Annotated in this window: 18 protein-coding genes; 8 read left to right on the forward strand and 10 right to left on the reverse strand. The window is 69.2% G+C overall.

Features of this window, described 5'->3' with window-relative positions:
• The first annotated feature begins 257 nt into the window (after window positions 1-257).
• A complete protein-coding gene (locus G406_RS53305; RefSeq protein ID WP_051343484.1) occupies window positions 258-728 on the forward strand; it encodes an RrF2 family transcriptional regulator in 471 nt (156 codons plus the stop codon).
• Window positions 729-1,472: 744 nt separating this feature from the next.
• Here the strand turns inward: G406_RS53305 and G406_RS0142965 are convergent.
• The 7 genes from G406_RS0142965 to G406_RS59930 form a co-directional block, all read right to left on the reverse strand.
• On the reverse strand, window positions 1,473-2,228 hold the full coding sequence (locus tag G406_RS0142965) for a sirohydrochlorin chelatase (protein ID WP_028938687.1): 756 nt from the start codon (window positions 2,226-2,228) through the stop codon (window positions 1,473-1,475).
• Window positions 2,228-3,514 carry a sulfate adenylyltransferase subunit 1 gene (locus G406_RS0142970; RefSeq protein ID WP_028938688.1) on the reverse strand — a complete coding sequence of 429 codons (1,287 nt, stop codon included), beginning with the start codon at window positions 3,512-3,514 and terminating at the stop codon, window positions 2,228-2,230. Before G406_RS0142970 ends, G406_RS0142965 begins: the two co-directional genes overlap by 1 nt.
• Window positions 3,514-4,422 (reverse strand): sulfate adenylyltransferase subunit CysD, encoded by a 909-nt coding sequence (cysD, locus tag G406_RS0142975; protein WP_156935469.1) that lies wholly within the window; start codon window positions 4,420-4,422, stop codon window positions 3,514-3,516. The genes G406_RS0142970 and cysD overlap by 1 nt, the downstream gene beginning before the upstream one ends.
• The gene (locus tag G406_RS0142980) at window positions 4,419-5,153 is read right to left on the reverse strand and encodes a phosphoadenylyl-sulfate reductase (RefSeq protein WP_028938690.1); all 735 of its coding nucleotides are present in this window, start codon (window positions 5,151-5,153) and stop codon (window positions 4,419-4,421) included. Before G406_RS0142980 ends, cysD begins: the two co-directional genes overlap by 4 nt.
• Window positions 5,150-5,311: an Insertion element protein gene (locus G406_RS59260; RefSeq protein WP_084216896.1), complete on the reverse strand. Its 162-nt coding sequence runs from the start codon at window positions 5,309-5,311 to the stop codon at window positions 5,150-5,152. The genes G406_RS0142980 and G406_RS59260 overlap by 4 nt, the downstream gene beginning before the upstream one ends.
• Window positions 5,308-7,026 (reverse strand): nitrite/sulfite reductase, encoded by a 1,719-nt coding sequence (locus G406_RS0142985; protein WP_037081413.1) that lies wholly within the window; start codon window positions 7,024-7,026, stop codon window positions 5,308-5,310. Before G406_RS0142985 ends, G406_RS59260 begins: the two co-directional genes overlap by 4 nt.
• A 116-nt stretch (window positions 7,027-7,142) precedes the next feature.
• Complete coding sequence (locus G406_RS59930; protein WP_425414688.1) at window positions 7,143-7,214, reverse strand: putative leader peptide; 72 nt, start codon at window positions 7,212-7,214, stop codon at window positions 7,143-7,145.
• Window positions 7,215-7,309: 95 nt separating this feature from the next.
• Here G406_RS59930 and hemW point away from each other — a divergent pair, with 95 nt between their 5' ends.
• The gene (gene hemW / locus G406_RS0142990; protein ID WP_028938692.1) at window positions 7,310-8,509 is read left to right on the forward strand and encodes a radical SAM family heme chaperone HemW; all 1,200 of its coding nucleotides are present in this window, start codon (window positions 7,310-7,312) and stop codon (window positions 8,507-8,509) included.
• Between the two features lie 995 nt (window positions 8,510-9,504).
• On the opposite strand, the gene G406_RS53310 is transcribed toward hemW, so the two are convergent.
• Window positions 9,505-10,422, reverse strand: coding sequence for a ferredoxin family protein (locus tag G406_RS53310; RefSeq protein WP_051343446.1), 918 nt, complete (start codon window positions 10,420-10,422; stop codon window positions 9,505-9,507).
• Window positions 10,423-10,803: 381 nt separating this feature from the next.
• Between G406_RS53310 and G406_RS0143005 the strand changes: the two genes are divergently transcribed.
• The 3 genes from G406_RS0143005 to G406_RS0143015 are packed head-to-tail and all read left to right on the forward strand — an operon-like array spanning window position 10,804 to window position 13,467.
• Window positions 10,804-11,976 carry a JmjC domain-containing protein gene (locus G406_RS0143005; RefSeq protein ID WP_028938693.1) on the forward strand — a complete coding sequence of 391 codons (1,173 nt, stop codon included), beginning with the start codon at window positions 10,804-10,806 and terminating at the stop codon, window positions 11,974-11,976.
• Between the two features lie 25 nt (window positions 11,977-12,001).
• On the forward strand, window positions 12,002-12,595 hold the full coding sequence (locus G406_RS0143010; RefSeq protein ID WP_028938694.1) for a DinB family protein: 594 nt from the start codon (window positions 12,002-12,004) through the stop codon (window positions 12,593-12,595).
• Entirely contained in the window at window positions 12,592-13,467 is an 876-nt protein-coding gene (locus G406_RS0143015; protein WP_028938695.1) for an alpha/beta fold hydrolase, read from the forward strand. The genes G406_RS0143010 and G406_RS0143015 overlap by 4 nt, the downstream gene beginning before the upstream one ends.
• Here G406_RS0143015 and G406_RS0143020 read toward each other — a convergent pair.
• Entirely contained in the window at window positions 13,454-14,158 is a 705-nt protein-coding gene (locus G406_RS0143020; RefSeq protein WP_245607437.1) for an AAA family ATPase, read from the reverse strand. The genes G406_RS0143015 and G406_RS0143020 overlap by 14 nt on opposite strands.
• A gap of 46 nt (window positions 14,159-14,204) precedes the next feature.
• Window positions 14,205-15,062 carry an NAD-dependent protein deacetylase gene (locus tag G406_RS0143025; protein ID WP_028938697.1) on the reverse strand — a complete coding sequence of 286 codons (858 nt, stop codon included), beginning with the start codon at window positions 15,060-15,062 and terminating at the stop codon, window positions 14,205-14,207.
• Window positions 15,063-15,250: 188 nt separating this feature from the next.
• Between G406_RS0143025 and hrcA the strand changes: the two genes are divergently transcribed.
• From hrcA to G406_RS0143040, 3 genes are all read left to right on the forward strand, one after another.
• Window positions 15,251-16,273 carry a heat-inducible transcriptional repressor HrcA gene (gene hrcA / locus G406_RS0143030; protein WP_028938698.1) on the forward strand — a complete coding sequence of 341 codons (1,023 nt, stop codon included), beginning with the start codon at window positions 15,251-15,253 and terminating at the stop codon, window positions 16,271-16,273.
• A gap of 88 nt (window positions 16,274-16,361) precedes the next feature.
• On the forward strand, window positions 16,362-17,534 hold the full coding sequence (dnaJ, locus tag G406_RS0143035; RefSeq protein ID WP_028938699.1) for a molecular chaperone DnaJ: 1,173 nt from the start codon (window positions 16,362-16,364) through the stop codon (window positions 17,532-17,534).
• Window positions 17,531-18,286 carry a 16S rRNA (uracil(1498)-N(3))-methyltransferase gene (locus tag G406_RS0143040; protein ID WP_028938700.1) on the forward strand — a complete coding sequence of 252 codons (756 nt, stop codon included), beginning with the start codon at window positions 17,531-17,533 and terminating at the stop codon, window positions 18,284-18,286. Before dnaJ ends, G406_RS0143040 begins: the two co-directional genes overlap by 4 nt.
• Window positions 18,287-19,354 lie beyond the last annotated feature (1,068 nt).

Here is a 19,354-nt window from a genome sequence, read left to right on the forward strand (position 1 = left end):
ACGACGAGTGCGGAGCGGACCGGGGTTCAGAAACCCGTCCGACAACATGCGGTGAAAATCCGCATCAGGTCGACGTGCAGACGACGAACCAGCATCGGCCGGATAATCCGGGCAGCTTCGATTCGTGTGTGCACTCATCGATGCTGACATTCTTGAGCCGCATAGTCAACAAACTGTGAGTTGGCAATCAGGGGTCTGATCAGCACTGATGTACCACTGGACTCAGCGGTCACCGGTCGATGCGCAAGGATGGGTACGTGCAGATTTCGGCGAGGGCGGACTACGCGCTGCGCGCACTGTGCGTGTTGGCGAGCGCGCCGGACGAATGCGCGGTGAAGGCAGACGAGATCGCGTCGGCGCAAGGCATTCCGCGTACTTTCCTGGACGGGATTCTGGTGGAGCTCCGCAGGGCCGGCCTGATCGCCAGCCGTCGGGGTCGCGACGGTGGGCACCGTCTTGCTCGTCCGGCGTACGCGATATCTCTGGCCGACGTGATCCGAGTGACCGACGGGCCGTTGGCGCTGGTCAGGGGGCAGCGGCCGGAGTCTCACGCGTACGACGGTGCCGCTCGGCATCTGCAGGATGTGTGGGTGGCCGTGCGGGCGAGCCTGCGAGAGATCCTGGAGTTGACCACGGTCGCGCAGGTCGTCGATGGTGAGTTGCCTGAGGCTGTGACTGCCTATACGTGTCAGGACCGGTCTTGGCAGTCGGTGTGGCCGCCGCAGTAGGTTCGGTCTCGTCCCCGCTGGCTTCTCGAGTTCCTGGCGTGCAGTCGCTATCCCCGCTGGCTCGTCAGTGTGCTTGGCGTGGCGGGCCGGCCTCAACCCCCGGCTGGCGCCGGCCTCGCGCGGGTTCCTGGTTGCACGTAGTTCGGGGGCGAGGTTTCAGGGTTGACCCCGACCCGCCACGCCAAGTGCCGGCCAGTATCGCGGGGATGGGGGAGCTGCGCGGCGCTTGTGTTGGTCACGGCTGCGCCGCGCCCCCGCGGTCTCCGGGTGCACTGCGCTCGTTGTGTGCGCGTGCCCCGGGGTATCCAAGATCACCCCATCTGTCACATGCGTAACGCTCGGGGTGACTTCGCAGAGGCTCGTGTCGCGTCGCACATGTTCCAACATGTGCGACGCAACACGTAGCTCTGCGAGGCGTGACAAAAGTGACCACAGAGACTCCTGGGACTACGTGATCGCGCGAGGGCGCAGCCCGATGCGCAAAGAAAGCGCCATCGGCCCGCCACCACCTACGACGTGCACGCACACCACCCCCATCCCCGCGATCCTGGCTCAGCACTTGGCGTGGCCGCCCGCTGTCAACCCTGAAACCTCGCCCCCGAACCCGCGCAACCAGGAATCTGCGCGAGGCCGGCGCCAGCCGGGGGTTGAGGCCGGCCCGCCACGCCAAGCACACTGAGAGCCAGCGGGGATGCACCCACCACGCCAGGAACGAGAAGCCAGCGGGGATGGGCGCCCCAAAGATCACCCCACGGCGCGAGCAGGCTCCCCAAAGGCATCCAGATACCGAGACACGACCAACGAAGCAACCGAGGGATCAGCCCCTAGAGGCGGGGCGATCAGCGCGGAAGGACAAGCCGACAACGCGGCATCGGACACCCGCCGGGACAACAACCCAGGAGCCAAGAACCAGCTGGCCACGGCGATCCGCCCAGCGCCGGCCTTCTGCAACTGCGACACAGCCCGCGGCACCGAAGGCGATACACCAGTCGCAAAAGCAGCGACACAGCTACGCCACCGATGAGAACGGGCCAACGACGACGCCAGCTCGTGAACTGCCTGGTTCGCGGCGGGACGAGACGATCCGGTAGCCGCCAGCACGACCCCGAGGTCCGGCGCGGACAGTGGTCCCGGGACGACCGAGGCGAGCCGACCAAGCAGAGTCGACACCAGCAACGGCCCGTTCCCGAGAACGGACGCCACCCGGATGTCCAGCAGCGGAAGCCGAGCGCTGGACCGCGAGACGATGCCGGGCAGGTCCACCCGGGCATGGAACGCACTACCGAGCAGCAACGGCACCACGATCGCCGACCGGTGGCCGGCGGAGGCGACCGCTTCCAGGACCTCGGGCAGCCGTGGCGTGTTCAGGTCCAGGAAGCTGAGCCGGACGTCGAGGTCGGGCCGCTGGCGGCGCACCTCGTCCATGAGTGCGGCGATCGTCGCCGCCGATGACGGGTCCCGACTGCCGTGCGCCACCGCGACCAGCGCGGGTGAGTGCATCAGCCGACCGACTCCGGCGTCAGCGGCGTCCCGACCAGGCCCGCGGCGAGGGTGTTGCCGGTCGGCGGGTCGATCAGCAGGAACGCGCCGGTCGCCCGGCTGTCCGCGTAGTCGTCGACCGGCAGTGGGTCGGCGGTGCGGATGCTGACCCTGCCGATGTCGTTGATCTCCAGCTTCTCCGGGACGCTCAGGGTGAGGGTCTCGGTGTCGAGCCGGTCGTGCAGCTCGCCCACGATCGCCTGGGTGACCCTCGTGCCGTGCTTGAGCAGCAGCCGCGCGCCGGGACGCAGCGGCTGCTCGGCCAGCCAGCACAGCGTGGTCTCCAGCTGGTCGGTGACCCGCGGCGGAGCGGCGGCGTCCACGATCACGCTGCCGCGCGCGACGTCGAGGTTGTCGGCGAGCAGCACCGTGACACTGCGCCCGGCACTCGCTGACTCCAGAGGGCCATCGGCCGTGTCGACCGAGGTGACCGTGCTGCGCAACCCCTCGGGCAGCACCAGCACCTCCTGGCCGGGGCGCACGGTGCCGGCGGCGACCTGGCCCGCGTAGCCGCGGTAGTCGGGGTGCTCGGCGGTGCGCGGCCGGATCACGTACTGCACCGGGATGCGCATCGGCGCGTCCAGGTCCGGGCTCACCACCGGTACCGACTCCAGGTGCTCCAGCAGGGTCGGGCCGCCGTACCAGGGGGTGTTCTCCGACGGCTCGACGACGTTGTCGCCGACCAGCGCGGACACCGGGATGGTCACCACCCGCTCCTGCGAGTAACCCAGCGCGGTCGACAGGCCGTTGAAGTCCTTGGCGATCGCGGTGAACACCGCCTCGTCGTAGTCGACCAGGTCGATCTTGTTCACCGCCAGCACCAGACGCGGCACCCGCAGCAGCGCCAGCACCGCCGCGTGCCGGCGGGTCTGCTCGACCACACCGAAGCGGGCGTCGACGAGCAGCACCGCCAGCTCGGCGGTCGACGCGCCGGTCACCGTGTTGCGCGTGTACTGCACGTGACCGGGAGTGTCGGCGAGTACGAACTCGCGCTTCGGGGTGCCGAAGTAGCGGTAGGCGACGTCGATCGTGATGCCCTGCTCACGTTCCGCGCGCAGGCCGTCGACCAGCAGCGACAGGTCCGGCGTCGCCAGTCCCTTGTCGACCGAGGCACGCTGAACGGCCTCGATCTGGTCGGCGAGGACCGATTTGGTGTCGTACAGCAGCCGCCCGACCAGCGTGGACTTGCCGTCGTCGACGCTGCCCGCCGTGGCAAACCGCAGCAGATCCCTGGGAGCCTGAGACATCAGAAGTAGCCCTCTCGCTTGCGGTCTTCCATGGCGGCCTCGGACATCCGGTCGTCGGCCCGGGTGGCGCCACGCTCGGTGAGCCGGGACGCGGTGACCTCGGCGATCACCTCGTCCAGGGTGGTCGCGGTCGACTCCACCGCGCCGGTGCAGGAGCCGTCGCCGACGGTGCGGTACCGCACCGTCCTCAGCTCCAGGGCCTCGCCGTCGCGCGGACCGCCCCACGGGCCTTCCGCCAGCCACATGCCGTCGCGGCGGAACACCTCGCGCTGGTGGCTGTAGTAGATCGAGGGCAGCTCGATGTTCTCCCGCTGGATATAGCGCCACACGTCGAGCTCGGTCCAGTTGGAGATGGGGAACACCCGCACGTGCTCACCGGCGGCGTGCCGGCCGTTGTACAGGTTCCACAGCTCGGGACGCTGCTTGCGCGGATCCCAGCGGCCGAACGCGTCGCGCAGGCTGATGATGCGTTCCTTCGCGCGCGCCCGCTCCTCGTCCCGTCGGCCACCGCCGAACACCGCGTCGAACCGGTTGGCGTTGATCGAGTCCAGCAGCGGGACGGTCTGCAGGGGGTTGCGGGTGCCGTCCGGGCGCTCGACGAGCCGTCCGTCGTCGATCCAGTCCTGCACGTGCGCCACGACCAGGCGCAGACCGAGACGTTCGACCAGCTGGTCCCGGAAGTCGATGACCTCGGAGTAGTTGTGGCCGGTGTCGACGTGCAGCAGCGAGAACGGGATCGGCGCGGGCGCGAACGCCTTCACCGCGAGGTGCACCAGCAGCGTCGAGTCCTTGCCGCCGGAGAACAGGATCACCGGACGGTCGAACTCGCCGGCCACCTCGCGGAAGATGTGGATGGCCTCGGACTCCAGGGCGTCCAGTGCATCGAAGGTACGTGCCGGTGCGCTCATGCGTGCAAACCACATTCTGTCTTGGCCCGGCCGGCCCAGCGACCGGCGCGCTTGTCCTCACCGGGCAGCGGCTTGCGGGTGCACGGCGCGCACCCGATCGACGGGTACCCGGCGTCCACCAGCGGGTTCACCAGCACTCCGTGCTCGGCGATGTAGGTGTCCATGTCGTCGTCGCTCCACGCCGCGATCGGGTTGATCTTCACCAGCCCGAACATCTCGTCGAACGTGATCAGCGGGGTGTTCGCCCTGGTCGGGGCCTCGACCCTGCGTACGCCGGTGATCCACGCGTCGTACCCGGCGAGGGTGTTCTGCAGCGGGACGACCTTGCGCAGCGCGCAGCACTTGTCCGGCTCGCGGGCGAACAGGTCCTTGCCGAGCAGCTCGTCCTGCTCGGCGACGCTGTGCTCGGCGCGCGCGTTGACCATCCGCACGTCGTAGACGGTCTCGACCGCGTCGCGGGTTCCGATGGTCTCCGCGAAGTGGTAGCCGGTCTCCAGGAACAGCACGTCCACGCCGGGGCTGGCCTTGGCGGTCAGGTCGACCAGGACCGCGTCCTGCATGTTCGACGCGACGATCAGGTTCTTGCCGAATTCGGCCGCGGCCCAGTCGAGGATCTCCTCGGCCGTGGCGTCCGGCCCCAGCTCGGCGGCGCCGCGTTCGGCGATCTCCCGCAGCTGCTCGGCACTACGGGTCCGACCGGGGGTTTCCACCTCGGTACTCGAGATGCTCATTCCGTAACCGACCTTTCCGGAACACCGACTCCGATGAACTTCACCGCGAACGTGCGCAGACAGCCGGCGCAACGCCAGGCCCCCTGCGGTTCTTCCACCGGGCGCAGGTCTTCCTCTCCGCAGTACGGGCAGTAGAACGGCGCCGCTCGCTCGCTCACGCCAGATCAGTCTCTTCGGCGCGGGCGACCCACTGGGCGAACCTCTCGCCCTCGTCGCGCTGCTTGACGTACTGGCGGACCACTCGGTCCACGTAGTCGCCCAGCCCGCTGGAGGTGACCTTCAGCCCACGCAGCTTGCGGCCGAAACCGGCGTCGATACCGAGGCCGCCACCGAGGTGCACCTGGAAACCGGGGACCTGGTTGCCGTCCGAGTCGGTCATGATCTGGCCCTTGAGGCCGATGTCCGCGGTCTGGGTGCGGGCGCAGGCGTTCGGGCAGCCGTTGAGGTGGATCGAGATCGGCTGGTCCAGGTCGGCGATGTCGGCGAGCCTGCTCTCCAGCTCGGTGACCAGCGTCGCGGCCCGGCCCTTCGTCTCGACGATGGCCAGCTTGCAGAACTCGATTCCGGTGCAGGCCAGCGTGTTGCGCCGCCATCCCGACGGCCGCGCCTGCAGACCCAGCTCGTCGAGGTCGGCGATCAGCGGTTCGACCTTGTCGTCCGCGACGTCCAGGACGAGCAGCTGCTGCTGCACGGTCGTGCGCAGCCGGCCGGAGCCGTGGCGCTCGGCGGCCTCGGCGACCTTGATCAGCGTGGTGCCGGACACCCGGCCGGCGATCGCGGCGGCACCGACGTAGTTGAGCCCGTCGACCTGCTTGTGCACGCCGATGTGGTCACGCGGGCCCAGCCAGTGCTCCGGCGCCGGGCCGTCGATCAACGGCCGCTTGAGGTACTCGGTCTCGAGAATCTCGCGGAACTTCTCCACACCCCAGTCGGCGACCAGGAACTTGATCCGCGCGCGGTGGCGCAGCCGCCGGTAGCCGTAGTCGCGGAAGACCCCGACGACACCCGCCCAGACGTCGGCGACCTCGTCCAGCGGCACCCAGGCGCCGAGCCGGACACCGAGCTTCGGGTTGGTGGACAGCCCCCCGCCGACCCACAGATCGAAACCGGGGCCGTGCTCAGGGTGCCGCACACCGACGAACGCGATGTCGTTGATCTCGTGCACCACGTCGTGACGCGGCGAGCCGGAGATCGCGGACTTGAACTTGCGCGGCAGGTTGGAGAACTCCTTGCTGCCGATGTACTTGTCGACGATCTCCTTGATCGCCGGGGTGCCGTCCACGATCTCGTCGGCCGCGATGCCGGCGACGGGGGAACCGAGCACCACGCGGGGACAGTCACCGCAGGCCTCGGTCGTGTACAGGCCGACGGCCTCCAGCTTCTCCCAGATCGTGGGTACGTCCTCGATCTGGATCCAGTGCAGCTGGACGTTCTGCCGGTCGGTGATGTCGGCGGTGTCCCGCGCGTGGTCGCGCGCGATCTCGCCGACGACCCGCAGCTGCTCGGTGCTCAGCGCACCCGAGTCGATGCGCACCCGCATCATGAAGTAGCTGTCGTCGAGCTCCTCCGGCTCCAGCGCGCCGGTGCGGCCGCCGTCGATACCGGGCTTGCGCTGCGTGTACAGACCCATCCAGCGGAAGCGGCCGCGCAGGTCACCCGGGTCGATCGAGTCGAAACCCTGCTTGGAGTAGATGTTCTCGATCCGCGCCCGCACGTTCAGCGCGTCGTCGTCCTTCTTCGCGCGCTCGTTCGGGTTGAGCGGTTCGCGGTAGCCGAGCGCCCACTGACCCTCGCCGCGACGGCGCTTGGGTTGGGCGGCGCGGCGGGCGGGCCGAGCGGCGTCCACTCCGGTGGCCGGCTGTGCAGGAGCCATTCTGGTTCAGACCTCCAGGTCGCGGGCAGGCACCCACGGCGCACCGGGTCCGATAAGAGACGCCAGTCAGCCGGAGTACCCGGCCGGTATCACGTGTGGTGGGAATTCGGCGCGGGTCAGCTGCAGAACCGGCACATAGCGCTCGAGACGCGCTGAAAATCGACGTGGCGACGGGCCACAAGTCGCATGCTCAGCGCGGAGATCACCCTGTAAGAGTGCCACCGTTCTCGCGGACTGGCCAGGCGTCACCCAGATGTTGGGAGACCCGTCACAATGGGTGGTGATGACAACTGTGCCGGCCACCCGCGGATTCGATCTACCCGACTCTGCGCTGGCGAATCTCAATACTTGTCCATTTGGGTTATATATTCACGTGCCCTTCTGTGCGGCACGCTGCGGCTATTGTGATTTCAATACCTACACACCGTCCGAACTGGTTGGTTCGGGCGCCTCTCCGGCCGGTTGGCTGGAGGCGTTGCGCATCGAGTTGGACCAGGCGGCGCGACTTCTGGGGAACGCTCCGCTCCCTGAGACGGTTTTCGTCGGAGGGGGCACTCCGTCGTTGCTCGGGGCTGACGGTCTGGCCTCCGTGCTGGGCGCGATCCGCCAGTCCTTCGGTCTCGCCGAGGGCGCCGAGGTGACCACCGAGTCCAACCCGGAGTCGACGTCACCTGAGTTCTTCGCCGGCATCGCGGACGCCGGCTACACCCGGGTGTCACTGGGCATGCAGTCCGCCGCGCCCGGGGTCCTGAAGATTCTCGACCGCCGGCACACCCCCGGCCGGCCGTCGGCGGCCGCGCGGGAGGCCCGTGAGAACGGCATCTCCCAGGTGAGCCTCGACCTGATCTACGGGACGCCGGGGGAGACCGACGCCGACCTGCGCGCGTCGCTGGACACGGTGCTGGCCGCCGGGGTGGACCACGTGTCGGCGTACGCGTTGATCGTGGAGGACGGCACCGCGCTGGCCCGCCGGATCCGGCGCGGTGAACTGGACGCGCCGGACGACGACGTGTCCGCCGATCGCTACGAGATCGTCGACTCGGTTCTGTCCTCGGCAGGGATGAGCTGGTACGAGGTGTCGAACTGGTCGACCTCTCGTGACACCCGGTGCCGGCACAACCTGGGTTACTGGCGCGACGGCAACTGGTGGGGTGCCGGTCCCGGGGCGCATTCGCATGTCGGTGGTGTGCGGTGGTGGAACGTGAAGCATCCGGCCCGGTACGCGGCGCTGTTGTCCTCGGGTTCGTCGCCCTCGGCGGGAAGTGAGCAGCTGAGTGAGACCGAGCGGTACGAGGAGCGGATCATGCTCGGGGTTCGGCTGGCGGAGGGGCTGCCGTTGAGCGCGTTGTCCTCGGCTGGTGTCCTCGCCGCTGAGCAGGCGGCTTCGGACGGGCTGTTGGTTCTCGGGGGTGGTCGGGCCGTTTTGACCGACCGGGGGCGGTTGTTGGCTGATGGGGTGGTTCGATCGTTGCTCGGGTTGTAGGTGCAGTCGCTATCCCCGCTGGCCCGTTCAGTGTGCTTGGCGTGGCGGGCCGGCCTCAACCCCCGGCTGGCGCCGGCCTCCCGCCGGGGCCTGGTTGCACGTAGTTCGGGGGCGAGGTTTCAGGGTTGACCCCGGCCCGCCACGCCAAGTGCCGGCCAGTATCGCGGGGATGGGGGAGCTGTGCGGCGCTGTTGTTGGTCACGGCTGCGCCGCGCCCCTCGCGGTCTCCGGGTGCACTGTGCTCGTTGTGTGCACGTGCCCCGCGCCCAAGATCACCCCACCAGTCACACGCGTAACGCCCGGGGCGACTTCGCAGAGGCTCATGTCGCGTCGCACATGTTCCAACATCTGCGACGCAACACGTAGCTCTGCGAGGCGTGACAAAAGTGACCACAGAGACTCCTGGGACTACGCGATCGCGCGAGGGCGCAGCCCGATGCGCAACAACAGTGCCATCGGTCCGCCACCAGGCAGGCGCTTGTGTTGGTCACGGCTGCGCCGCGCCCCCCGCGGTCTCCGGGTGCACCGCGCTCGTTGTGTGCGCGTGCCTGGGGCGCCCAAGATCACCACTTCTGTCACATGCGTAACGCGCTGGGCGACTTCGCAGAGGCTCAGGTTGCGTCGCACATGTCCCAACATCTGCGACGCAACACGTAGCTCTGCGAGGCGTGACAAAAGTGACCACAGAGACTCATGGGACTACGTGATCGCGCGAGGGCGCAGCCCGATGCGCAAAGAAAGCGCCATCGGCTCGCCACCACGCACGACGTGCACGCACACCTGTGAGTGGGCACGCACACTGCGCCCTTCCCCGCGATCCTGGCTAAGCACTTGGCGTGGCCGCCCGCTGTCAACCCTGAAACCTCGCCCCCGAACCCGGGCAACCAGGAGCCCGCGCGAGGCCGGCGCCAGCCGGGGGTTGAGAGCGGGCGGCCACGCCAAGCACACTGAAAGCCAGCGGGGACGCCCTAGGTCAGCTAGCGGGGGACGGCACCCTAGGAGAGAACCGACGTATCCACACCGAGCACGTCGAACCGCTGCGGGTGAGTCTCCCCGGAACAGATCGAATGCCCGTGCACGCCCAGAGGACGACGCCCCACGGTGACCCGATACGCCACTCCGGCGGCGTGAACCTCGACAGCAGCGGACTGATCATCGATCAACCGAGGCTGCCCGGCCGAAACCTCGTCCAGTCCCAGCAACCCGGTCCGCTCCCGGACGGCGATCTCGGCGACCTGGGCGAACGGGTCGATCCCACTTCGTCCGCGCAGGTTCTCCAGCGAGACCTTCCCGTCCTGCGCCGCGGTGGCGGCGACGAGGGCGGTGTGCGGCTCGAGCTGCCCGTACATGAAACCGTGCGGCGCGACGAGGAGATTGCCCGCCCAGCGGTCACCGCCGAAATGAGTGCACTGCCAAGCCTGCTCGGGGTGCGCGATCGCCAGCGCGTCGGCGACCGGGCGGCCCCGGATCGCGCAGCAGGCGTCTTTGCGGCCGTGTACGCAGACGAGCAGCAGCGGATGGTCGACGGGCTGGCCGAAGCCCCCGTCGCCGGTGGCGATCGCTTCCAGGTCCAGATCGGCCAGTTCGGCGTGTTCGCTGATCGTGATGCGCTCCAGCCAGCGGTGACCGGGCTGCAGTCTGCCCATGAAGATCGACAGCCTGCCCGTCGGTTTCTGCCTGCCCGGTCGGCGGATCACCAGGGCGCGCAAGCCGAGGTCGCGGTGCAGCTCATCGAGGAGCGCGGGACCGTGTGAACCGAATGCGAGCGAGAGCACCTGTTCGCGCACGTCCACCGGCCATGTGCCCGGGTGCTCGATGAGTAGCAGGGACCGGTGTCGCGACGCGGTGCCGGTCGGGCGCTCGCCGAGCTGGCGCGCCAGAGCCGCGCAATGCGGGAGGCCGGTGGCTGTCATGAAGTAAGGTTAGCCTAACTCGATCGTGTCAGCATTCACGGGTCAAATGTTTCCCTTGACGAGGCTGCCCATCACCCGCGTAGGTTAATCGTGGCCTTCACCCCGGGCCGTTGGTGATCAACCGATCAGGTATGTCGGGGAACTGTGAGGAGGTAATCCATGGCTGACCAGGACACACTGCTGCTTGGTATCGAGGTGGACAGCGTTGTCGCCCGTCGCGAGACGAACGGTGACAACGACGGAAGCGACCTGCACTCGGACTTCATCTGAGGCTCGAGTGTGACGGCGGTAACGCCTGAATGATGACCCGATCGTGCCCACCGGGGCAGTCCACCGGTGGGCACGATCGGCGTCCGACCCCTGATCTGAAGAGGTGGCGCAGTGGCGGCTCTGTTCACCGAACGATTCGTCGAGCTGGCTGGTGGCGACTTCGCCGCCGAGCGACTGGGCAACGACTTCGTCCGGGTGTCGTCGGGGGACAGCGGCGTCGCGGACCTGCTGACCTGGCAGGCGCTCAACGAGCTGCTCAGCACTCGCCAGCTCAGCGCCCCACGCCTGCGGCTGTTCCGCGAGGGCACCCAGGTCCCGGTGGCGAACTACACGCGCGAGGACCCGACGACCGGCCGGCAGGCTCTCGTGCCGGACGAGCTCTACCGCGAGCTGCGGGACGGCGCGAGCCTCGTGCTCGACTCGATCGACCAGCTGCATCCGCCGATCGCCCGCGCAGCCGATGATCTGATGCGCCTGGTCCGGGAGCCGGTCCAGGTCAACCTGTACCTCGTGTGGGGTGGGCGCCAGGGGTTCGACACCCATTGGGACGACCACGACACGATGATCGTGCAGCTCGCCGGCAGCAAGCACTGGACCGTGCGCGGCCAGGGCCGGCGGTTCCCGATGAAGGTCGACAACGACCACGACCACCAGCCGCCCGACACCATGCTGTGGGAGGGCGACCTCGCGCCGGGCGACATCATCCACGTGCCGCGCGGGTGGTGGCACGCGGTGCGCGGAACCGGCGAGCTGAGCATGCACCTGACGTTCGGCTTCACCCGGCGCACCGGGATCGACTGGGCGAACTGGATCGTCGAACAGCTCTACGCGGAGGAGCTGTTCCGTCAGGACCTTCCGCGCTTCGCCGCCGAGGGGCCGAGCGAGCAGCACGCCGACGAGCTGGTGACCGCGCTGACCAAGATCATCGAAGCGAACCGGCCCGCTGATTTCCTCGCCACGCGGGACCGTCGGTTCCCGCGCCGCTCGGAGATCAACCTGCCGTTGCCGGTGAGCTTCGAGATGCCGGCCGACGATGCGGTACTGGAGATCACCGCGCTGCTGGACCCGGTGCTGGACGAGGCTCCCGACGTGACCCGGCTGACCGTGGCCGGCAAGACCTACCGGTTCGCCCCCGTGATGGCGCCGATGCTGCGCCATCTGGTGACGGAGCGGACCACGACGGTGGCACGGCTGCGCACCGAGACCGGGCTGGCGGACAAGACACTGAGCGGGGCGCTCGAACTGCTGCTCCAGCAACACCTGGTGGTCGTCCGGTCCTCGTGAGTCTGTGGCTGGCACGCTTGGGGGCATGATCGGATCGGATGCCAAGACCGACCTGCACGACTATCTCCAGGCTGCCAGGGAAGCCCTGCTGTGGAAGCTCGACGGGCTGACCGAGTACGACATCCGGCGTCCGCTCACCCCCACAGGGACCAATCTGTTAGGCCTGGTCAAACACGCCGCCAGCGTCGAGTTCGGCTACTTCGGCGAGACGTTCGGGCGTCCCTCCGGCGAGCCGCTGCCCTGGTTCGACGAGGGCGCCGAGGTCAACGCGGACATGTGGGCGACCGCCGAGGAGTCCCGCGAGGACATCGTCGCGCTGTACCTGCGTGCCTGGGCGCACTCGGACGCCACGATCGAGGCGCTGGAGCTGGACGCGGTCGGCCATGTGCCGCACTGGCCCGCCGACCGCGCCGAGATCACGCTGCACCGGGTGCTCGTGCACCTGACCGCGGAGACCCATCGCCACGCGGGGCACGCGGACATCGTCCGTGAGCTGATCGACGGGGCGGTCGGGATGCGGGCCGACAAGGACAACATGGCGCCCGGTGACACCGCCTGGTGGGCCGGCTACCGCACCCGGCTGGAACGGACCGCACGCGAGTGGGAGAACAAGCAGTGAGTGACTACGTCGCGGCACCGGCGAGGCTCGGCGAGACCGAGCTGTCCGACGGCCGACAGCTGGGCTGGGCGGAGTGGGGCCCGGCGGACGGCGTCCCGGTCCTGTTGTCCCCTGGCGCGGCCACCAGCCGTTGGCTGGGTCTCGGCGGCAAGGCACCCGAATCACTCGGCGTCCGTCTCGTCTCGGTGGACCGCCCGGGCCTCGGTGCCTCGACGCCGAATCCGGGGCGGACCTTCTCCGACTTCGCCGAGGACATCCGCCGGTTCGTCGAGCTACAGGGCTGGGAGCGACCCGCGATGGTCGGCAACTCCCAGGGAACGCCGTTCGCCCTCGCCTGCGCCGAATCGGGCGTGATCGGTGCGTTGGCCGTCGTCTCCGGTGCGGACGAGGTTGCGGCACCCGAGTTCGCCGAGACGCTGCCGCCCGGGCTGGCCGGATTGATCGAGCGGGTCAGAGATGACCCGGACGGCGCGCGGGCGTTGTTCGAGGGGTTCAGCGCCGACGCGATGTGGGACATGGTCATGGCGGCCAGCCCGGAGTCCGATCTCGCGGTGTACCAGGAGCCCGGTTTCGCGGCTGCCTACCGCCGCGCGCTGGACGAGGCGTTCGCGCAGGGCACAGCGGGTTACGCGACCGACACCGTGCTGGCCATGGGGCGCTGGCCGATCGACCTGTCGGCGATCACCGTCCCGGTCGATCTCTGGTACGGCGAGCAGGACTCCAGCCACTCGCCGGACCTCGGTGCGACGCTCGCGTCCCGCATCCCGGGCGCACGACGCCACGTCGTCGCGGACATCGGCGGCGGGGTGCTGTGGACGCACACCGAGGAGATCCTGGGGACGCTCCTCGAACGGCAGGTCAGCGGCCGGTGATGTGCCGGAGATAGCGGTCGGGCGCTGCCAGGAAGTCCCGGGTGAGGCGGACCGGCATGGCGTCGTCGTAGGACACCCGCGCAAGGTCACCGTCGGCGTCGATCTCGACGATCGTCGCGCCGGGCAACGCGAGCAGGATCGGGGAGTGGGTGGCCACGATGAACTGGCTGCCCTGCTCCACCAGCTCGGTCATCCGGGCCAGCAACGCCAGACATCCGTGCACCGACAACGCGGCTTCCGGTTCGTCCAGCAGGTAGAGCCCGTGCGGTCCGAACCGGTGGACGACGAGGTCGAGGAACGACTGCCCGTGCGAACGTTCGTGCGGCGAGATCCCGCCGTAGGCGGGCAGCAGCGGCTTGTCGATCTTGTCCAGCCGCTCGATCTCGGTGGCGACGTTGTAGTACGACTCGGCGCGCAGGAAGTAGCCGGTCCGGGGCTTCGAGGTGCCCCATCGCAGGTCCAGGTGACTGCCCAGCGACGACTCGGACGCCCTGGTGGCGAACTGGAAGTTCTGGCTGCCGCCCTCCGGGTTGAACCCGGCGGCCACCGCGATCGCCTCCACCAGAGTCGACTTGCCGGAGCCGTTCTCCCCGATCAGGAAGTTGACCCCGGCGACGAGCGGGAGGCCGTCGGGTCGTCCGGCCAGCCACGCGACCACAGGCAGCGTGAACGGATAGCCGCCGGTGTCCACGCCAGGGGCGATCCGTGCGTGATGGAGGAATCGTCCGGCGGTCAGCTCAGCCTCCCGAGGCCGATGCCAGTGCTGTCAGCACCTCGGAGCAGCCCGCGTCGACCTTGACCGTGGCCAGCGGATCACCCCGGGTCACACCCCGGTTGACGATGACGATCGGGACGCCGCGCCGGTGCGCCCGGTGCACGAACCGCAACCCGGACTGGACCGTCAGCGACGACCCGGCGACCAGCAGCGCCCCGGGTGGGCCGGACTCCGGGGCGAGCCGCTCGACCATGGCGTAACACATCGCGACCCGCTCCGGCGGCACGTTCTCGCCGAAGAACACCACGTCCGGTTTCAGGACACCGCCGCACACCGTGCAGTCGGCGACCCGGAAGGCGGCGGTGTCGTCGAGCACCGCGTCCCCGTCCGGGGCGCTGCGGCTGTCCGCCGAGTGCAGGTCGGTGAACCCAGGGTTCAGCACCGACAGCCGCTGCTGCAGTGTCACCCGGGAGCTGATCCGTCTGCAGTCGAGACAGATCACGTCGGACAACCTGCCGTGCAGGTCGATCACCGAGCGCTGGCCAGCCGCGCGGTGCAGACCGTCGACGTTCTGCGTGATCAGCCCGCGCAGGGAGCCGGAACGTTCCCAGTCCGCCAGCGCCCGGTGCCCCTGGTTCGGCTCGGCTGTCCGCATCCGCGCCCAGCCGACGTGGCTGCGCGCCCAGTACCGTTGCCGGGCCTCCACACCCGAACGGAAGGCCTCGAACGTCATCGGGGTCGCCCGAGGCGACCCCGGCCCCCGGTAGTCGGGGATGCCGGAGTCGGTGGACAGCCCCGCGCCGGTCAGGGCGAGGACCGGCCGACCGGCCAACAGCTCACCCGCTTGTTCCAGTGACTCCGGAAGTGACTCGACCCGCACCTGTCAAGGGTATGTCGCGCAACCTAGGAGGGTGCTGAACGACTCAGACCTACCGCGCGACGCCCAGGCGAGGACGTCACCTGGCCGCCGCGCGCCACGGCCGGAGTCGTTCAGCACCCTCCTGGCTCCGGTTGTCCGACAGCGGTCGCACGTAGACTGATGGGTAACGTCCTGGGAGGTGTGAGCGGGTGAATGCTGAGGAGCGCCGATTTCAGGTGCTGCGTGCCATCGTGGCCGACTACGTCTCCACCCAGGAACCGGTGGGCTCCAAAGCGCTCGTCGACCGGCACAATCTCGGGGTCTCCAGCGCCACGGTGCGCAACGACATGGCGGCGCTGGAAGAGGACGGCTACATCGCCCAGCCGCACACCAGTGCCGGCCGGATTCCCACGGACAAGGGCTACCGCCGCTTCGTCGACCGGATCAGCGAGGTCAAGCCGCTGTCCATGGCGGAGCGGCGCGGCATCCAGTCGTTCCTCGGCGGCGCGATGGACCTGGACGACGTGCTGCGGCGCAGCGTCCGGCTGCTCGCCCAGCTCACCCGCCAGGTCGCGGTCGTGCAGTACCCGACGCTGACCCGCTCGACGGTGCGCCACGTCGAGCTGGTGTCGCTGACCCCCGCGCGGCTGATGGTGGTCCTGATCACCGACAGCGGCCGGGTTGACCAGCGGGTCGTCGACCTGGGCGAGGTGCTGAACGACGAAGCGGTCAGCCGGATCCGGGGCATGTTGAACGCCGCGATGGTGGGCAGGCCGCTGACCGAGGCGTCCACGCTGGTCGCGGAGCTGCCGGAGGCCGCGCCGGGCGAACTGCGCGACGTGGTCACCACGCTGGCGATGGTGTTGATCGACGCGCTCGTCGAGCACCCGGAGGAACGCCTCGTGCTGGGCGGCACCGCGAACCTCACGCGCAACGTCGCCGACTTCCCGGGTTCGCTGCGGCAGGTGCTGGAAGCGCTGGAGGAACAGGTCGTCGTCCTCAAGCTGCTGGCCTCCGCACAGAGCCCCGGCACGGTGCAGATCAGCATCGGACAGGAGAACGAGGCCGAGGAGATGCGCTCGACCTCGGTGGTATCGATCGGCTACGGGCCGGGCGAGACACTGCTCGGTGGAATGGGCATCGTCGGACCGACCCGCATGGACTATCCGGGCACGATTGCCGCGGTCCATGCGGTGGCCAGATATGTGAGTGAGATCCTGGCAGGGCGCTGAACTCGAGCGTCACGGATCATCATGAGGTAACCCGGCGCCGACGCGTCCGGATCAGGGAGCTTTTCGAGGGAACATGGGGAATTCAAGGGTGGCGAGGGACTACTACGGGGCGCTGGGCGTCGATTCGGACGCCGGCCCGGAAGAGATCAAGCGCGCCTACCGGCGGATGGCTCGTGAGCTGCACCCCGATGTGAATCCGGATCCGGCGGCGCGGGAGCGGTTCAACGAGGTCAAGTCGGCGTACGAGGTGCTCTCCGATCCGGAGAAGCGACGGATCGTCGACCTCGGTGGCGACCCGCTGGACAACGGCGGTCGAGGCGGCGGTGGCGCGGGTGACCCGTTCGCCGGCTTCGGCGGGCTCGGCGACATCATGGACGCGTTCTTCGGCTCGGCCGGCGGTGCGACCGGTGGGCGTGGACCACGCAACCGGGTCCAGCCGGGAGCCGATGCGCTGATCCGGATGCGGCTGACCCTGGAGGAATGCGCGGCGGGGCTCACCAAGGAGCTGACCGTCGACACCGCGGTGCTGTGCACCGACTGCACCGGCTCCGGGTGCGCGGCCGGCACGTCCCCGGTGACCTGTGACATCTGCGACGGGCGTGGCGAGGTGCAGAGCGTGCAGCGCTCGTTCCTCGGTCAGGTCGTGACCAGCCGTCCGTGCCCGACCTGTCGAGGGCTCGGCCAGGTCATCCCGGACCCGTGCCGGCAGTGCGGCGGCGACGGCCGGGTCCGCGCGCGGCGTTCGGTGACGGTGAAGATGCCCGCCGGTGTCGCCGACGGCATGCGGGTGCGGCTGTCCGGCCAGGGTGAGGTCGGACCCGGCGGCGGTCCCGCCGGCGATCTGTACGTCGAGGTCGAGGAAGCGCCGCACGACCTGTTCACCCGCGAAGGCGTGGACCTGCACTGCGTCCTGCCGCTGCCGATGACGGCCGCCGCGCTGGGCACCACGGTGCGGCTGCCCACCCTCACCGAGGACGAGGGGCTCGAGCTGGACGTCGAGCCGGGCACCCAGTCCGGTGCCGTGCGCACGTTGCGCGGCAAGGGCCTGCCCCGGTTGCGTTCCACCGGCCGGGTCGACGGCCGGGGTGACCTGATGGTCCACATCGAGGTCGTCACACCGACCAAGCTGGACCAGAAGCAGACCGAGCTACTGCGTGAGCTGGCGGCGCTGCGCGGCGACGAGCAGCCCGATCTGGCGATGAACGGACGCAACGGTGGCGGGCTGTTCTCCCGGTTGCGCGGGAGCAGGAGCACGCGCTGACCCCGCCGCTGTACCTGATCGACCGCGTGCCCTCCGGTGAGCTCGCGGAGCTGACCGGGCCGGAGGCGCATCACGCGGCGACGGTCCGGCGGACCCGCGTCGGTGAGCAGCTGCTGCTCGGCGACGGGCGCGGTGGGTTGGCCGGCTGCGAGGTCGTCGAGGTCGGCAAGGAGCTGTTGTCCCTGCGGATCCTGACGCGTCGCCAGGTGCCGGTGCCTCGACCCCGGGTCACGCTGGCGCAGGCCCTGGCGAAGGGTGACCGCGCAGAGCTGGCCGTCGAGATGGCCACCGAGGCCGGGGTCGACGAGGTTCTCCCGTGGCGCGCCGCGCGTTGTGTGGCGCGCTGGGACGACGGTCCGCGCGGGGCGAAGGCGCTGGGCCGCTGGCGGTCCACGGTGCTCGCCGCGGCCAAGCAGTCCCGGCGTGCCTGGATCCCCGAGGTGGGGGAGCCCGTCGGCACTCGTGACCTGGCCGGACGCTGCGCCGACGCCGGCGTCGCGCTTGTTCTGCACGAGGCGGCGGACACGCCGCTGGCGGACCTGTCCGAGGAATTGCGCGACAGCGAGGAGGTGCTCCTCGTGGTCGGCCCGGAGGGTGGTATCAGCGAGGAAGAGCTCCTCACGCTGCGGGAATCGGGCGCGCGCACGGTGCGGTTGGGGCCCGACGTGTTGCGCACATCGACCGCGGCGGCGGTCGCGCTGGGCGCGCTGGGAGTTCTGACCGGCCGGTGGCGCATCGGGGACATGCTTTGAGGTATCCTGATTGCGCGTCCTTGCAGTGAGTACAACTCAATCTTCACGCGTAGAGGCGCAGACAACGGCCTCATGAAACTTCTGGCCCGTGCGGGGCCAGAGTCGAGACGTCGGGACTTGTGCCCGATGAGGCCGCCGGTTGAGTCCCCCTTTGCCGGCGGCTGCCGTGCCGCGGTAGGCGTCCCCCCACGTCTGCCGCGGCACGGTCCCCCTGATCGGCTTCGCCGATTAGGGGTACTTTTTTCTGGCTGGCGCCCGCGCGTCGAAAGTTTCCGGTCGGGACCCCTCATCGGCTTCGCCTCGAGGGGCCCGCGACCGGAAACTTGGGCGGCTGCGCCTCTCGCCTCGCTTCGGGCTTCGCTGCCCTCGCTTGACGCGCGCTTGACTGTTCACCTTCTGCTTCGCCCGTTGCGTTCTTTACAGTGCGTTCGCACTGAACCCCCTGCCGGGGAGACCCGCGGAGCCGAGTGTGGATGTGGAGTTGCTGTCGGATTGGGTGGCGGCCAGGGCTGCGGCCCACTCACCCGCGCCCGGCCGGCCCCGGCTGAGTCAGCGGTGGCCCGGCTAACCGTGGCTGGGCTAATCGTGGCTGGGGTTAGCAGTAGAGGGTTGGGCGGGCTGCATGTGTTCGTCGTGGGATGCGCATCTGGCGGGACCACCTCACCCTGCACCGACCATGAGGTGACGCCGCGTTTCAAAGACGGCCCCGCAAGGGCTCCCGAAGGGGTTCCGCCGAAGGCGGGTAGTGCATGAGTGGCGGCTCTCAGGCCGCGGCAGCAAGCGCGCGTCCAGCGAGGGCAGCGAAGCCCGAAGCGTCAGCGAGGGCGTAGCCGCCCAAATTTCCGGTTGCGGGCCCCCCGAGCCCGAAGGGTTTGGGGGGTCCCTGCCGGAAATTTTCGACGCGCGGAACAGGCCCAAAGGGACACCTGCAGTTAAGCCTGGGCACTACAACCACACAGCCCGACCTACCCGAGTCGGGGACGGCCGTTCAACCTCGACCTACCCAAGCCGGGGACCGACCGTTCAACCCCTACCTACCCCCCAACAAGAACCCGCCTGCAGGCCACA

This window comes from Actinospineispora spinosispora DSM 44797 (assembly GCF_000429025.1).
Taxonomy (GTDB): Bacteria; Actinomycetota; Actinomycetes; order Mycobacteriales; family Pseudonocardiaceae; genus Pseudonocardia; species Pseudonocardia spinosispora.